We start from the raw sequence: 14,766 nt of genomic DNA, 5'->3' as shown, positions 1-14,766 counted from the left end.
CGGCGTCAAATGGGTATAGCAACAGTGTCAGATCGTGAAACTGGTGCCGCAGCCACATCCGGCGACCGCATTCGGGTTGTTGATCTGAAATGACTGGCCAATCAGATCATCGACGAAATCGATTTCCGATCCGCTCATGTATTGAAGGGAAATGGAGTCGATCAGAACCGTTGCCCCCGGCTTTTCGATCACCAGGTCGTCGTCTTCGCGGCTGTCGACCACGTCATATTTGTACTGCAGTCCGGAACAGCCGCCGCCTTCAACGCTGACACGCAGCATGCTGCCGCCCGGCTCCTTGGACAAAATCGCAGCAATGCGCTTGGCAGCGCGGTCGCTGACTGTTACGCCAATTTCAAGTGTTTCGGTCATCTTTCACCGACTCGCTTAGTTCCGGCAATGTGCGGGAACGTTAAACCTGATTTGTTCAGATAAGTATGTTTTGAGGCCGCCCGCGTCAATGTGTTGCCCGCGGCCCGAGCAACAGCAAACGCAGACCGGTTCTGTGAAGGATGGCTGGAAACTGATGAAAGCGGATATCGGATTTGGGGGACAATCCCGCGCAATATATGCGGAAAACCCTCTGGAAAGCCGGGGCAGACTCTTCCCCGAGCCTGAAAGCCCGACGCGGACACCCTTCCAGCGGGATCGGGACAGGATTATTCATTCCTCCGCGTTTCGTAGGCTCAAGCACAAGACGCAGGTTTTCGTCTATCACGAAGGTGACCATTTTCGCACACGGTTGACCCACACCATCGAGGTATCGCAAATCGCGCGCTCGCTGGCACGCGCTTTGCGGCTTGATGAAGATCTGGCGGAATGCCTGGCCTTGTCACATGATCTCGGTCACACGCCGTTCGGGCATGAAGGCGAAGACGTCATGCATGAGTGCATGGCACCCTTCGGCGGGTTCGACCACAACGCGCAATCACTGAGGGTCGTCACTCATCTGGAGCAGCGTTATGCCGAATTCGACGGTCTGAACCTGGCCTGGGAAACCCTGGAAGGGTTGGTCAAGCACAACGGCCCCTTGATTGATGCCAGCGGTGCGCCGCTCGGAAAGTTCAAGGACAGCCAGTTACCGTTTGCAATCCGCGACTATGCCAGGAAACAGGACCTCCTGTTGCATACCTGGCCTGGCGCAGAGGCACAGGCCGCAGCCATTGCCGATGATATTGCCTATGACGCGCATGATCTCGATGACGGATTGAGGGCAGGGCTGTTTGCGATCGAAGACATGCGCGATGTGCCGTTCCTGGCCGACATCCTTGCCGAGGTCGACGGCAAATATCCGGGTCTCGAAGAGAGCCGACGTATCCACGAGATCGTCAGGCGATCGATCACGCGCATGGTTGAAGATGTCATTCGCGAAGCGGTGCGTAATCTGAACGACGTTGCTCCGCAAAGCGTCCAGGAGATTCGCATGGCGGGACGTTGCCTCGTCGGTTTCTCTGCGGACATGACCGCTGCGGAAAAGGAAGTGAAACGGTTCCTGTTCGCCCGGGTCTACCGGCATGAAGATGTTCTTGCCGTTAGAAAGCTGGTTGCCAGGGTTGTGCGGGACCTGTTCGCAAGGTTCCTTGCGGAACCGGACCTCATGCCGAAACCGTGGAACAGTGGCCTTGGCAACCTGGGTGAAACGGAAATCGCGCGACTGGTTTGCGACTATATCGCCGGAATGACCGACCGATACGCTATCGAAGAGCACCGCAGACTGTTTGACGACACTCCTGATTTGGGGTAGGCGCAGAGGCAACTTTACAGCCCCGTGGCGCCGAAGGCTTTTCCTTCGCAGCGCGCGGGGGCTTTGTGTTTGAAAACCAAAACTTGACCGGTGTTCTATGAATATCTTCGCGGACTTCACGCTGCGCGTCAAAGACGCTCTCCAAGACCTTGATTTAAAAGATGCAAATGGAGAGGCGCCAGATCTTTCGCGAGTCGTCGTGGAAGCTCCGCGTGATCCGGCACATGGCGACCTTGCCACCAATGCTGCAATGGTGCTTGCAAAACCACTCGGCATGAAGCCGCGCGATCTTGCCGAGCAGCTTGTTGCCAAGCTCAACGCTGATCCGGAAATTACCGAGACGACGATCGCAGGCCCTGGTTTCATCAACCTGCGTGTCGCCCAGGGGGTCTGGCACAAGGTTCTGGGCAGCGTACTGGATCAGGGTATCCGCTTCGGAGCACAGGAACGTTCTCCTGCTCCGAAGGTCAACGTTGAATATGTTTCCGCGAACCCGACAGGTCCGATGCACGTCGGTCATATTCGTGGAGCGGTCGTGGGTGATGCCCTGGCGAACATTCTGGCATTTGCCGGCAATGACGTGGTCAAGGAATACTACATCAACGATGCAGGCTCGCAGATCGATACGCTGGCCCGTAGCGCCTTCCTGCGTTACCGCGAGGCACTCGGAGAGGACATAGGCGATATTCCGGCTGGCCTTTATCCGGGCGACTACCTGAAGCCCGTCGGTGAAAAACTCAAAGCGGAGTTCGGTCCGTCGCTGGCAAGCAAGGAAGAAAGCGAATGGCTGCCGCTGGTAAAGGAGCGGGCGATCGCCGCCATGCTCGAGTTGATCCGGCAGGACCTGGCAGCGCTCGGTGTCGAACACGAGGTGTTCTATTCCGAAAGAACCTTGCATGATCGCGGCTCGGGCAACGGTTCGAAGATCGATCACATGCTCGAAACTCTCCGGAACAAGGGGCTGATTTACGAAGGCACGCTTCCGCCACCCAAGGGTCAGGTTCCTGATGACTGGGAAGACCGCGAGCAAACACTGTTTCGCGCAAGCGACTTTGGAGACGATACCGACCGGGCTCTCAAGAAGTCCGATGGCTCCTACACGTATTTCGCTGCCGACGTCGCCTATTTTCAGGACAAGTTCGAGCGCGGGTTTTCCGAAACGATCTACGTTCTTGGTGCCGATCACGGTGGCTACGCCAAACGCCTTCAGGCAGTCGGAAAGGCGATTTCCGACGGCAAGACGGAAGTTATCGTCCGGTTCTGCCAGCTTGTGAAGCTGATGCGTGACGGCGAGCCGGTCAAGATGTCGAAACGCTCCGGCGATTTCATCACACTTCGCGATGTCGTGGATGAAGTCGGGCCGGACCCGGTTCGCTTCATGATGCTGTTCCGCAAGAATGATGCACCGCTGGACTTCGACTTCAAAAAGGTTACGGAACAATCGAAAGACAATCCGGTCTTCTATGTTCAATACGGCCATGCGCGTTGCTGTTCGGTGTTGCGGCAGGCGGCCGATGAACTCAAGGAAGCCGGGTATGCGGTTGATGATCTTGCCGGGGCCGATTTCACCCTGCTGGATGACATCGGCGAGCAGGAGCTAATCGCCAAGATGGCGGAATGGCCGAAAGTGGTCGAAGCAGCCGCAGAAACACATGAGCCGCACAGAATTGCGTTTTATCTACATGAACTCGCTAGTTCTTTGCATGGCCACTGGAATAAAGGCTACGAATTGCCTCATTTACGTTTTATTCAGGCCGGTAACTTGAAATTAACCCTAGCGCGTCTTGCTTTGGTTCGTGCAGTATCTTTGGTGCTCGCTTCAGGTCTAATGATTCTCGGCGTGAATGCTCCTGAAGAAATGCGCTAGTTTTAATGGCCGCTGGGAACGACTAAATGGCTCGCCAGCGACTTGAAGTGGACCGGTTTTCGTAAAGCTCATGTCACAAGACTACGAAACAAAGCGATCAGATTTGCGCGCCTCGCAAAACGAGGCGGGCGGCGAACGGCCGGCCGCGGAGGATCCGCTGGTTGAATTGGCCCGGATTGTCCACAAGAACAAGCAATCGGGGGCAAATGTGAGCAGCGGCCGCGTTGGTAGTACAGATTATTTTGCGGGGCTGGACGATGTGGCAGGCGATGCGCCTGCACAATCCACCCCGGCGCCGTCGCGCATCGAACCTTCGTTTTCAAATCTTCGTCCGGTGTCGAATACTCCTGAAGCCACTGCTGGCGCGGACTTCGCGGAAGAACCTGAAGGAACACACAGCGCCTCCAGGAATGATTTCTACGCGGCTACACCGCCGTCCAGCTTCGAGCAGTCTTTCCAGCTGGAAGAGCCGGTTCAACCCGCTCCAGTGACGCCTTCTTCCCACGTTTCTTCGCTTTGGCCGAGCGAGCCGGAGCAGGTAGCTGAACCTGTACAACCAGTCGCTCCCCCGGTCGGCGCGTCACATGCTCCGGTGGATCATGTCGTGCAGTTTCGCACGCCGCAGGCTGCCCCAGTGCAGGCTGAGCCGGAGGGCGCAAACGACAAATCCTATCTCGCACCTTCAGTTGCCATGGATCTCGAACAGAATCTGACGGCAGAGCTGGAAGACGAGTTGATCGGCGCCTTGCGTCAGTCCGTGGACGAGACACACCCGGCAACCACGCCCGATATGGGATATGCAGACGAGGTGGAAGAGGCTGCTCCTCAAACTCCCTCAGTACCTGTGATGCCAACGGCATCTTCATACTCCCGCGACAAAACGGATTTTGCCGCTTCTGATAGCTTGACCCGCGCAACACAGGTGCCGAGCGCACCGTCCGTGTCTCCCGCCATTGGGACCGCAGCGTCCAGCATTTCGAAGCCAATTGATACGCCTCGTCCATCGGACGACTACCGGATTGGCGGCGTGCAGCACGATGAACCGGTTGAGGCAGTTGCTGGGGATGAGGAGGTATTCGAAACCTCCAGCTACCAGCAGCCGGTAACCGGGCAGCGTCCGCAGATAGACGAGAATGACTTTTTTGCTGCGCTGAACCCGGTTCAGTCCGAACCGGCCGCGCAAAAGGCGGAGGCCGCCGCGCCGGAACAGCCAGGAGATCCTGCCGGCATAGACGCCCTTTTTGCCGATCTTGATTTCCCGGCCCCAACGTCTCGAAAGCCTGTTGGTGGATCGTTCGATCCATCGTCGCAGGACACTTCGTCAACAGAGCCGGATCTGGACGATATGGCTTGGCCGGCCGCAGCTGAGGCGGTTCCTCAATCGGAAGACGACGAAACGCCGCCACCGCCGGAAGGTTATGACCTTGATGCGGTTGCACGGGCAATGCAGGAAAGCGATCCAAGCCTTACAGGTGCTGGCGTCCTGCCGCCTCACTCGGCAGCTGAACGCAACGCGATACCGCATGCGGGCGAAAAATCCCGGAAAGGCTTGTTCGTTGCAGCTGGAGTGCTTGGCGTTGCTGTCCTGGGTGGCGCAAGCTTCTTTCTGTTCGATAGCGACGCCGTTCCTGTACCCAGTGGTCCGCCACCGGTCATCAGCGGTCTGCAGGAGCCGCTCAAGGTATATCCGGAGCAGAGCCAGGCTTCGGCAAACGATCAGGCCGGCAAGCTTATTTATGATCGGGTCGACGGCACTGGTGTAGCCGGACCAGACAGGCTTATCCCGACAGAATCTCCACAACCCGCAGAGCTGCCGCCGGCACCTGCTGGCACCAATGGCGACGCCGATCTCGTTCCCGGAACTCCGAAACGGGTAAGGACTGTGGTCGTGCGACCGGACGGAACCATCATTCCTGAAGGTGAAGAACCTGCCGTGGCGACACCGGCGCAGCCTGAACCGGCGGCACCTGCGGAGCCTGATGCGGCTTCCGGCGAGAACGGTTCGCGGGTGGTTTCCACGTCACCTGTCGTGACCGGTGCGGATGTCGCGCCTGCAGATTCGTCAGCCACTGCACCGGAACCGGCTCAGCCCGATACACCGGCAATCGTAACCGGTGCTGACGTAGCGCCGGAACCGATTGCAAGTGAACCTGCTGCACCGGTGCCGTCAGTTGTGCCACGCAAGAAACCGGATGCACCTGTCCAGGTTGCCAGTGCTCCAGCCGTCACCACACCGGTGCAGGCGCAGCAGAACGATAGTCCGCTTAACCTGACGCAACAGCCTGCTGCCCCGGCAACAACTGCGCCCGCAGCACCGGCGCCTGTTGCCAGCACCTCCGGCGGCAGTATCCCGTCTGGGACCTATATCGTTCAGGTAACGTCTCAACGTTCTGAAGCCGCTGCAAGCGACGCTTACTCAGGACTGCAACGGCGGTTCCCGGCTGTATTGGGCAATCGGAACGCGGTGATCGTTGCAGCGACCGTTGAAGACAGGGGCGTGTTCTACAGGGCGCGGATCCCGACCGGGTCGCGCGATGAAGCAATTGGCTTGTGCGAAAGCCTCCAGGCAGCCGGTGGTGACTGCTTCGTTCGCAGACAGCCCTGAGACAGACTACACAATCGAAAAGCGTAAGTAAGACGGTCGGGTATTCCCGGCCGTTTTATTCTGCTGCTGCGACGGGTTCGTTCAACGAGGTGCCGCGCAACTGCGGTGCCATGTGACGGAAGACCTCGGCGATGGCATCCATGGCCTGGCGCACGGCGGGTTCCCGGCGCAAGTCCCGGTGAACGATGATGTGTTCGACGTTCGTGAGTTCCGCAAGCGGCTCAGTCAATCTGACGAGCTCGCGGTTACCGTCGCCCATGAAAACCGGCAAGAGACACAATCCGGCTCCCGATGCGGTCATGTTCATGAGAGTCGTCATGGTATTGGAGCGCAGTTTCGGCATCTGTGCCAGCCGGGTTTCCAGCCAGCGCATCTGCGAGGGATACCAGAGGTCGTCTGGAGCAAAGCCAAGCCATGTACAAAGCTTGTAACGTTCCGGTGTTCTGGCGGCGGGGTGTTTTGCGACGTAATCAGCCGAACCGTAAATTGCATAGGCCAATTCACCGATTTTCCGTGCAATCAACGTGTCGGTTTCCGGAAGGCAATTGCGGATCTGCAGCTCAATACTGCGTGACTGGTGATTGACATGCTGGTGGCTTGATATCAGTTCAAGCTCGACACCATCGAGCAGGCCTGTCAGCAGTTCAAACCGGTCAGTCAGAACCCGCGCACGGACTTCGTCCACGGCGACCCGAACAACCTTTAGTGCCGATCCGGACAAATCAGGCAGGATCCGTGCTGCCGCCTCCGCCTTCTTGCGCATGTCATCTGCTAGTGGGATCAGGCGCAGCCCGGCATCCGTCGGCTTCAGTCCTGTCGGCGTACGGTCGAATAGCCTTGCGCCTATCCGGTCTTCAAAGCTCTTCAGGCGGCGGCTTAGTTGCGGTTGGCTAATGTTCAGTGCCTTTGCCGCCCCGGAGAGAGAGCGCATGCGGGCAGCCGCATCAACCAGTTTCAGATCATCCCAGTTCATGGGTAGGTTATACCAATATACAGGGAGAGGAGCAATGTGATGCGTATACGCATACCCGTTATGGGGTTTTCACGACTGATTTGGCTGCCAGAGCAGTGATAGGACTTTCCTGAAATTACCTGGAACCGCTGAATGTCACAGAACTCTGTCTATCACCGCCCGGAAAACACGTTGCTTGCCCTGTTGCTTGCACTTGCCGGCATGGCTGCTTTCACACCGATATTTGCCGCAGGCAAACTGTCTGGAGGTTTGTTGCCGGTCGCTGTGCTGGTATGGCTTCGGTTCATTGGGGGAGCTGCAACGATCGTGAGTGTTGCTGCCGTCAAGCGTGTTCCGGTGTTCACGCGTGTCAGCCCGCTCTGGAAACTGCACCTCATGCGAGCGTTTTGTGGTGTTGGCGGACTTGCCTGCTCCATTTACGCCGCCAGCGTTCTGCCCTTGGCGGACGCAACTGCAATCGGCCTCACAAAAGGTATCATCGCCATCGTTTTGGCTGGTCTTGTCCTCAAGGAGGTGATCACCGGTCGTCATTGGGTCGCAGGTGTCCTGTGCGCTGCCGGTGCATATCTCGTGGTCCGGTCTGCGGAAGGTTCTGCGGGTTATGACGAGCTTGCACTGGCTGGTGTCATGTCAGCGCTCATGGGCGCCGTGTTCATGGCCTGCGAAGCCCTGATCATGCGCTATATTGCCCAGCGCGAGGACACCGTCACGATCCTGGCATATGTCAATGTCTTTGCCGCGGTGCTGTTGAGTGGGCCGGTCCTTTGGCTGATCGTCAAAGAGGGAGTTTCCTGGAACGATTTGCTGATTTTTGCCTGGATGGGTCCACTGGCAATTATTGGCCAGTCCATGAATATTTCGGCCTACAGACGAGCAGGGGCGGCAACACTTGCCCCCGTGTATTACGGCACAGTGGTGTTGTCGGCTGTTTTCGGTTTTGCAGTCTGGGGAGAAGTTCCCACTCGCGTCGCTGTCTTTGGGGCCGTTCTGATTGTGGCAGGAGGTGCTATTCTGACGCTGCCGAACCCTTTCAGAAAGTTCCGCCAGGCTTCCTGAGATGCCTGGCGCCAAAGGTCACTGACTGAGCTTTTCCGCAAGAAACGGCAGGCTTTCATCCAGCCGGTAATCCACTGAGGAATGATTATCGCTGAATTCCTGATAGACGTGGTCAACGCTGGCTTCGCTCAGTTTCCTGTGCAGGCGGCGCGCACCATAGACCAGGTTGTATTGATCGACATCACCGCATTCGATCCATAGCCCCTTCAAGGATTTCAGCGCATCGATGTGATCACCTACGATGTGCACAGGGTCCCACTTCAGCCAGGCATTCCAGCGTTCTTCAATGAGTTCGCATGTTTCCGGATCGACAGGCAGCCGGATACCGCAAAAGACCTCCGGATCGGGATCCGGATCGTAGGTTGCAGCCATGGCAAAGGTCATCAGGTCATGAAGTGAATTGCCCGGATATTTCGGACCCTTTTCAAAATCCCTGACGAAGGCTTCGATTGAACCCGCTTTTGCAATTGCCCTCAATGCGCTTGGCATTTCAGGCAGGTAACAAAGTTCAAACGCCATGTCACCGGAATGGCAGGCGGCGGCAGACCAGACGTCTGAGTGTTTCATCGCGTGAATGATCGCGCCGTAGCCACCTGAGGATTTTCCGAAGATACCGCGCTTGCCGGTGCCGCCGCACTTGAAGCGATTTTCAACATCTTCCAGCATTTCGGTTGTCAGCCAGGTTGCCCAGGGCCCCATTGCGTCGCTGTCGATGTACTGGTTCCCGCCAAGACGCGTGAAACAATCGGGAAATGCGACTGCAACAGGTGGCATGGCACCGTCATGGATGAGCCGGTCGAGCCGCTCCGGTACGTTCTCTCCGAAATTCTTCCAGTTCGTGTGCGCCGGGCCACCGGCGGTAAATCCGACGATATCCACCAGAAGCGGCAAGCCGCTGCCGTCATGACCATGCGGGGTATAGACGTGGATCTCGCGCGTTGCCGTATCTCCCAGCCGGTTTCGTCCAAGGATTTCAGATCTATGGGAAAAACGGTGCAGGGTGCCGGCAGGAATGTCGAGACGCGCGCGCATGGGGGCTCCAATCAGATCTGGGACGAAGGGCATCTAGATTGCAAGATAGTGACTAGGGTGCAAGAGGCAGCACTTGCATTTCTTGACGGCTCCCGGCACTGCGGCTAAGCCGGATCAATGACCAAAGCCTTTGTATCCGGGTGTGCCGGACTGACCCTGACGAGTTCCGAAATCGACTTTTTCCGGCAGGAAGACCCTTGGGGACTGATCCTGTTCGCGCGCAACATCGAAACGCCGGAACAGGTCAGGACACTCACGTCGGCTTTTCGAGATGCTGTAGGCCGGAGCGATGCTCCCGTTCTGGTGGATCAGGAAGGTGGCCGGGTGCAACGGATGAAGCCACCTCATTGGCCAAAGTATCCCGCAGCGAAGGCGTACGGTGATCTGTACGACCGGGACGCTGCAGCAGGACAAAGAGTTGCCTGGCTTGCCGGGCGGCTGATAGCGGACGATCTCAATCAGGTCGGTATAACTGTCGATTGCCTGCCTTGTCTGGATGTCAGGTTCCCTGAAACTGTCGATGCTATCGGAGACAGGGCGTTTTCACAGGACCCGGAAGTCGTTGCAACGCTCGGCAAGGCGATGGCGGAAGGTGCTCTGGCGGGGGGCGTCTTGCCCGTAATCAAACATATTCCGGGCCACGGACGCGCACGTGTCGACAGTCATTTGGAGCTGCCGCGTGTCGACGCGGCCATTTCTTCTTTGGAAAGCGTGGATTTCCGGCCCTTCAAGGCCCTTTCTCACGTGTCATTGGGGATGACAGCCCATATTGTGTACGAGGGGATCGATCCGAATACAGCCGGGACGCAAAGCGCGAAGGTCATTCAGGAAATCATCAGGGGTGAAATCGGCTTCGACGGCTGTCTGATGAGCGACGATATTTCCATGAAGGCGCTTGGAGGCAGCTTCGAGGAACGGTCCGGCAAGATCATCGAGGCAGGGTGCGACATCGTTTTGCACTGCAATGGTGATATGGATGAAATGATTGCAGTCGCGAAGGTGGTGCCCGAGCTTTCGGGTGAAGCCAGGCGGCGATGCGAGACGGCCTTGAGCGGCTTCCAGGTTCCCGATCCGGAATTTGACAGGCTTGCGGCCTTTGATGAGTTTCACTCCTTGACCGGCTGGCAGGGCGTTTGACCGGAGCGGCAATGGCGGAATTGGAAAACAGCTCGAAGCGACAGCAGGATGGTTCCTACGATCTTCTCAGTTCTGTCAGCACTCCCGAGGAGCGTGCGAGTTCCGATCCGCAACTTGTTGTCGATGTGGAAGGTTTCGAAGGTCCGCTCGACCTCCTGTTAGGCCTGGCGCGAACGCAAAAGGTAGACCTTGCGCGTATTTCCATTCTCGAACTCGTCGAACAATACCTGGAATTCGTGGCCGAAGCCCGCAGGATGAGGCTGGAGCTGGCCGCGGACTATCTGGTCATGGCTGCATGGCTCGCCTTCCTGAAGTCCAAACTGTTGCTGCCTGAGCAGAAGAATGAAGACGAGCCGACAGGTGAGGAACTTGCCGCGGCTCTCGCTTTCCGTTTGCGGCGTCTGGAAGCCATGCGGGAGGTTTCCGAAAAACTCCTGACCCGGAACAGGCAGGGTCGGGACGTGTTCCATCGTGGTGAACCTGAAACCATGTCGGTGCAACACAAGAGTATCTGGGACGCTTCCATCTACGATCTGCTGTCTGCGTATGCCACGCAGCGCCAAAGGCAATCCGTAACCTCCGTGCGCGTGTTGCGCAGGACGGTATGGTCGCTGCAGGAAGCGCGCGAACTGCTCACCAAACTGGTTGGCCGGGTCGGTGAATGGGCCCCAATGAATGCCTATCTGCGCGATTATCTCTACGACAACAAGGATTGGGCGACGATTGTCGCAAGCACCTTCAGCGCCAGTCTCGAGATGGTGCGCGAAGGTCAGGTCGAAATCCGGCAGGGCGAACCATTTTCCCCGGTCTATATCCGTGCCGTCATGAAGGAGCCGGATCATGGCGTCTGATTTCGATCTTCTGCAGTTGGAAAACGACGAGGAAACCGCTCCATCAAAGCCTCTGGATCCGGCCGGCCTTCGCATGGTCGAAGCGTTGCTGTTCGCCTCGTCCGAGCCGCTGTCGCTTGAAGAGCTGACACTACGTCTGCCTGAAGGCACGGATGTGTTGAGCCTTCTCGAGCAGTTGCAGAACACCTACGCCTCAAGAGGTGTCAATCTGGTCAGGGTTGCCGGGAAATGGTGCTTCCGAACGGCTGAGGATCTCGCCTATCTGATGCACCGGAACGTCGAAGAGCAGCGCAAATTGTCGCGCGCAGCACTCGAGACGCTTGCAATCATCGCCTATCATCAGCCGGTCACACGCGCCGAGATTGAAGAAATTCGAGGCGTTTCCACGTCCAAGGGAACGCTTGATGTTCTGCTTGAAACGACATGGATACGAATGCGGGGACGCCGCAGAACTCCCGGCCGTCCCGTCACCTACGGAACCACCGATCAATTCCTGATCCACTTCGGTCTGGAGAATGTCCGAGACTTGCCAGGACTTGAGGAGCTGAAGGGAGCGGGGCTTCTGGACAGCGCCGTGCCGGCCTCGTTCCTTGTGCCGACACCCAATGACGATATCGCATTGACGGAAGATGAGGATCCACTAGAAGACGGGTCTCTGTTTGACGATGATGACGCGGACGAGACCGCCGGATCCTGATGCCCGATCGCAAGATGCCGAATTCAACCAATGGCAATGGCCATACGCTGAGCTGGGGTGCGCCCGGAACAGCCGGGGCAACCATCGCCGCTGGTCTCGTCTTTGAGAATGTGTCTCACGATTATGATGGCGTGACATCGGTTCAGGACCTGAGCCTGTCCATCGCACCGGGCGAGATCCTTTGTCTGCTTGGTCATTCCGGCTGCGGCAAGACCACATTGATGCGTATTGCCGCAGGCGTTGAGCGTCAGAGCAAGGGCAGGGTACTGATCAACGGTCGGGAAATCGCCGGCGATGAACTGTTTCAGCCTCCCGAAAAGCGCGGTGTCGGCCTGATGTTCCAGGATTACGCGCTTTTTCCGCATATGAGCATTCTGGCGAATGTAATGTTCGGCCTGACCAATATGCCAAGGCGGGAAGCCCAGACCGCCGCCCTGAGCGCACTCGGTCGCGTCGGTCTGGCGGACTATGCAGCCGACTATCCTCACGCGCTTTCCGGTGGTGAACAGCAGCGTGTCGCGCTGGCCCGTGCACTGGTTCCCCGGCCCGGTATTCTCCTGATGGACGAACCATTCTCGGGTCTCGACAAACGTCTTCGAGACAATGTGCGCGATGAAACGCTCGCGGTTATTCGCGAAACGCGTGCCACCTGCATCATTGTGACCCACGATCCGGAAGAAGCCATGCGCATGGGCGACAAGATCGCACTGATGCGCCAAGGCCGCCTGGTTCAGCACGGCACGGCAGCAGACCTCTACAAGGCGCCCGTCGATCTGTTTGCCGCCAGGTTCTTTTCGGAATTGAACCAGTTGGAAGGTGTTGTGACCCCGGCAGGTGTCGAAACGCCGGTCGGCGTCTTGTCGTCGGAGGGATTGTCCCCGGGGCAGAAGGTTGATGTTTGCGTTCGGCCACAAGGCGTTGTCCTGAACAATGCCGGATTGTGCGGTGTTCCCGGCAGAATTCGTTCGAAACGATTCGTCGGGGAGGTCGATTTGTTGTCTATTGCAATAGACGGGCTCAATCATCCCCTTCAGGCAAGGGTTCGTGCGGGCAGTCCCTGGGAGCGTGGAATGGACGTTGCCGTCACGACTGATCCGAAAGACGTGCTTGTTTTTCCGCGTTCACCTTCCCAAGTCTAAGGGGAGGGCAACTTATCATTCCGTCTAAGTGATCGAAATCAAATAGACTGGCATGTTGCAGGGAGTGGGCCGTTTTTGTAAGAAGGGCCTAAGGGCTTTTAAAGCCGATTATCAGGAGTTTGGCGTATGGGCATTAGTATTTGGCAGATCTTGATCATCGCAGTGGTCGTTGTTCTGCTGTTCGGACGTGGCAAGATTTCCGATCTCATGGGTGATGTTGCGAAGGGAATCAAAAGCTTCAAGAAGGGCATGGCCGAAGACGACGTAGCCGACTCTCCGAAGACCATCGACCACAAGAGCAGCGAAACGGCATCGTCCGTGAACGCCGAAGATCAGACAAAAGCGAGCTGATCTCAATCTGCATCGCGTCTCCTTAAGGGACGATACATCTCATGTTCGATATCGGGTGGACCGAACTATTGGTGATCGCCTGTGTGGCGATCATCGTCGTGGGGCCAAAGGATTTGCCGCGCATGCTGCGCACACTTGGCCAGACGATTGGGAAGATGCGAAAGCTTTCGCGTGAGTTCCAGTCGACCTTCAACGACGCGCTGCGTGAGGCCGAACAACAGGCCGATATCGCGGACATGAAGAAGCAGGTCGAATCGGCTGCCAACTTCAATCCGCTGGGTGATCTGAAAAAATCCATCGAAGAAGACGCGACCAAGAAAGCCGACAAGCCAAAAGTGGCAGCCAGCGAACCGGCGTCGCCGCCGGCAGACAGCGCAAATGCGGACAAGGTGTCTCCTACGGAAGCAGCCCCGGCTGAGACCGAGGCAAAGCCGAAAACCGCGCCGGTGACGGAAGATGTAAAGGCATGAGCCAGGACGAAATCGACGCCTCGAAGGCGCCACTGATCGAACATCTGATCGAACTGCGCCAACGACTTATGTGGTCGATCGGTGCGATCCTCGTGATGTTTGTTATCTGCTTCTATTTCGCCACGGATATCTACAACATCCTGACTGTGCCGTATCTGCGTGCTGCAGGAGAGGGCCACCCGGTGGAGATGATCTTCACCGCGCCACAGGAATGGTTTTTCACCCAGCTGAAGCTCGCGCTTTTCGGCGCGCTCTTTCTGGCTTTTCCTGTCGTGGCCAGCCAGATCTACATGTTCGTGGCGCCCGGGCTCTACAAGCATGAGCGCGGTGCGTTCCTGCCGTTTCTGGCCGCAACGCCTGTGCTTTTCCTGATCGGCGCCTGTCTCGTCTATTTCCTGGTCATGCCCATGGCCATGGGCTTTTTCCTGTCTCAGGAACAGGCTGCGGCAACGGGAAAGGTCGCCATTCAGCATCTTGCCAAGGTGAGTGAATACCTGGGCCTGATCATGATCCTGATCTTCGCCTTCGGCCTGGTGTTCCAGTTGCCGGTGGTGCTGACCTTGCTCGGCAGGGCAGGCCTGGTGAGCTCCGATACGCTTCGTCAAAAACGCAAATATGCGATTGTTGGTGCCTTTGCTGCTGCTGCAATTTTGACACCACCCGACCCGATCTCGCAGATCGGTCTTGCGCTGCCTACGCTGCTTCTCTACGAAGTCTCCATTCTGTCCGTCAAACTGGTGGAACGCCAGCGTGCCGAAAGGGAGGCTCAACGCGAAGCCGAGGATGCGGCCGCTTGAAGCCTTGATCGCTACGCTTCCCGGATTGACAGACGGAATGGATTGAAACG

The 14,766-nt window shown here is 57.4% G+C and carries 14 protein-coding genes; 11 read left to right on the top strand and 3 right to left on the bottom strand.

Annotation, left to right across the window (positions count from 1 at the left end; translation table 11 throughout):
* Positions 1–27: 27 nt before the first annotated feature.
* Positions 28–369, bottom strand: coding sequence for an iron-sulfur cluster insertion protein ErpA (gene erpA / locus FIV03_RS21035; protein ID WP_075283952.1), 342 nt, complete (start codon positions 367–369; stop codon positions 28–30).
* A gap of 154 nt (positions 370–523) precedes the next feature.
* Here erpA and FIV03_RS21030 point away from each other — a divergent pair, with 154 nt between their 5' ends.
* The 3 genes from FIV03_RS21030 (at position 524) to FIV03_RS21020 (ending at position 6,213) form a co-directional block, all read left to right on the top strand.
* Positions 524–1,741, top strand: a complete 1,218-nt coding sequence (locus FIV03_RS21030; protein WP_152510857.1) for a deoxyguanosinetriphosphate triphosphohydrolase — start codon at positions 524–526, stop codon at positions 1,739–1,741.
* A 97-nt stretch (positions 1,742–1,838) separates the two neighbouring features.
* Positions 1,839–3,608 carry an arginine--tRNA ligase gene (gene argS / locus FIV03_RS21025; protein WP_152510856.1) on the top strand — a complete coding sequence of 590 codons (1,770 nt, stop codon included), beginning with the start codon at positions 1,839–1,841 and terminating at the stop codon, positions 3,606–3,608.
* 208 nt (positions 3,609–3,816) lie between these two features.
* Positions 3,817–6,213, top strand: a complete 2,397-nt coding sequence (locus FIV03_RS21020; RefSeq protein ID WP_173013902.1) for an SPOR domain-containing protein — start codon at positions 3,817–3,819, stop codon at positions 6,211–6,213.
* 55 nt (positions 6,214–6,268) lie between these two features.
* Here the strand turns inward: FIV03_RS21020 and FIV03_RS21015 are convergent, their stop codons facing one another.
* A complete protein-coding gene (locus tag FIV03_RS21015; RefSeq protein WP_152510854.1) occupies positions 6,269–7,186 on the bottom strand; it encodes a LysR family transcriptional regulator in 918 nt (305 codons plus the stop codon).
* A gap of 132 nt (positions 7,187–7,318) precedes the next feature.
* Between FIV03_RS21015 and FIV03_RS21010 the strand changes: the two genes are divergently transcribed.
* Positions 7,319–8,242: a DMT family transporter gene (locus FIV03_RS21010; RefSeq protein ID WP_152510853.1), complete on the top strand. Its 924-nt coding sequence runs from the start codon at positions 7,319–7,321 to the stop codon at positions 8,240–8,242.
* A gap of 18 nt (positions 8,243–8,260) precedes the next feature.
* Here the strand turns inward: FIV03_RS21010 and FIV03_RS21005 are convergent, their stop codons facing one another.
* Positions 8,261–9,274, bottom strand: a complete 1,014-nt coding sequence (locus FIV03_RS21005) for an alpha/beta hydrolase-fold protein (protein ID WP_152510852.1) — start codon at positions 9,272–9,274, stop codon at positions 8,261–8,263.
* Positions 9,275–9,391: 117 nt separating this feature from the next.
* On the opposite strand from FIV03_RS21005, the gene nagZ reads away from it, so the two are divergent.
* The 7 genes from nagZ (at position 9,392) to tatC (ending at position 14,716) form a co-directional block, all read left to right on the top strand.
* Complete coding sequence (gene nagZ / locus FIV03_RS21000; RefSeq protein WP_152510851.1) at positions 9,392–10,411, top strand: beta-N-acetylhexosaminidase; 1,020 nt, start codon at positions 9,392–9,394, stop codon at positions 10,409–10,411.
* Between the two features lie 11 nt (positions 10,412–10,422).
* On the top strand, positions 10,423–11,262 hold the full coding sequence (locus tag FIV03_RS20995; RefSeq protein WP_062491667.1) for a ScpA family protein: 840 nt from the start codon (positions 10,423–10,425) through the stop codon (positions 11,260–11,262).
* Positions 11,252–11,959 (top strand): SMC-Scp complex subunit ScpB, encoded by a 708-nt coding sequence (scpB, locus tag FIV03_RS20990; RefSeq protein ID WP_152510850.1) that lies wholly within the window; start codon positions 11,252–11,254, stop codon positions 11,957–11,959. Before FIV03_RS20995 ends, scpB begins: the two co-directional genes overlap by 11 nt.
* 14 nt (positions 11,960–11,973) lie before the next feature.
* On the top strand, positions 11,974–13,098 hold the full coding sequence (locus FIV03_RS20985) for an ABC transporter ATP-binding protein (RefSeq protein WP_209009734.1): 1,125 nt from the start codon (positions 11,974–11,976) through the stop codon (positions 13,096–13,098).
* A 126-nt stretch (positions 13,099–13,224) separates the two neighbouring features.
* Complete coding sequence (locus FIV03_RS20980) at positions 13,225–13,449, top strand: twin-arginine translocase TatA/TatE family subunit (protein WP_022998722.1); 225 nt, start codon at positions 13,225–13,227, stop codon at positions 13,447–13,449.
* A 41-nt stretch (positions 13,450–13,490) separates the two neighbouring features.
* Positions 13,491–13,919, top strand: a complete 429-nt coding sequence (gene tatB, locus FIV03_RS20975) for a Sec-independent protein translocase protein TatB (protein ID WP_152510848.1) — start codon at positions 13,491–13,493, stop codon at positions 13,917–13,919.
* Positions 13,916–14,716 (top strand): twin-arginine translocase subunit TatC, encoded by an 801-nt coding sequence (tatC, locus tag FIV03_RS20970; protein ID WP_152510847.1) that lies wholly within the window; start codon positions 13,916–13,918, stop codon positions 14,714–14,716. Before tatB ends, tatC begins: the two co-directional genes overlap by 4 nt.
* Positions 14,717–14,766: the final 50 nt, after the last annotated feature.

The sequence above is a fragment of the Labrenzia sp. THAF187b genome (genome assembly GCF_009363375.1).
GTDB lineage: Bacteria > Pseudomonadota > Alphaproteobacteria > Rhizobiales > Stappiaceae > Roseibium > Roseibium algicola.
Note: the sequence above shows the minus strand (reverse complement) of the source record. Positions and strands in the feature narration are given on the sequence as shown.

Excerpts from the sequence above, each read along its gene's own strand:
- FIV03_RS20985 (WP_209009734.1), top strand. The coding sequence starts at position 11,974 with ATGCCGAATTCAACCAATGGCAATGGCCATACGCTGAGCTGGGGTGCG.
- argS (WP_152510856.1), top strand. The coding sequence starts at position 1,839 with ATGAATATCTTCGCGGACTTCACGCTGCGCGTCAAAGACGCTCTCCAA.
- FIV03_RS21010 (WP_152510853.1), top strand. The coding sequence starts at position 7,319 with ATGTCACAGAACTCTGTCTATCACCGCCCGGAAAACACGTTGCTTGCC.
- FIV03_RS21015 (WP_152510854.1), bottom strand. The coding sequence starts at position 7,186 with ATGAACTGGGATGATCTGAAACTGGTTGATGCGGCTGCCCGCATGCGC.
- nagZ (WP_152510851.1), top strand. The coding sequence starts at position 9,392 with ATGACCAAAGCCTTTGTATCCGGGTGTGCCGGACTGACCCTGACGAGT.
- scpB (WP_152510850.1), top strand. The coding sequence starts at position 11,252 with ATGGCGTCTGATTTCGATCTTCTGCAGTTGGAAAACGACGAGGAAACC.
- tatB (WP_152510848.1), top strand. The coding sequence starts at position 13,491 with ATGTTCGATATCGGGTGGACCGAACTATTGGTGATCGCCTGTGTGGCG.
- erpA (WP_075283952.1), bottom strand. The coding sequence starts at position 369 with ATGACCGAAACACTTGAAATTGGCGTAACAGTCAGCGACCGCGCTGCC.
- FIV03_RS21005 (WP_152510852.1), bottom strand. The coding sequence starts at position 9,274 with ATGCGCGCGCGTCTCGACATTCCTGCCGGCACCCTGCACCGTTTTTCC.
- tatC (WP_152510847.1), top strand. The coding sequence starts at position 13,916 with ATGAGCCAGGACGAAATCGACGCCTCGAAGGCGCCACTGATCGAACAT.
- FIV03_RS21030 (WP_152510857.1), top strand. The coding sequence starts at position 524 with ATGAAAGCGGATATCGGATTTGGGGGACAATCCCGCGCAATATATGCG.
- FIV03_RS20980 (WP_022998722.1), top strand. The coding sequence starts at position 13,225 with ATGGGCATTAGTATTTGGCAGATCTTGATCATCGCAGTGGTCGTTGTT.
- FIV03_RS20995 (WP_062491667.1), top strand. The coding sequence starts at position 10,423 with ATGGCGGAATTGGAAAACAGCTCGAAGCGACAGCAGGATGGTTCCTAC.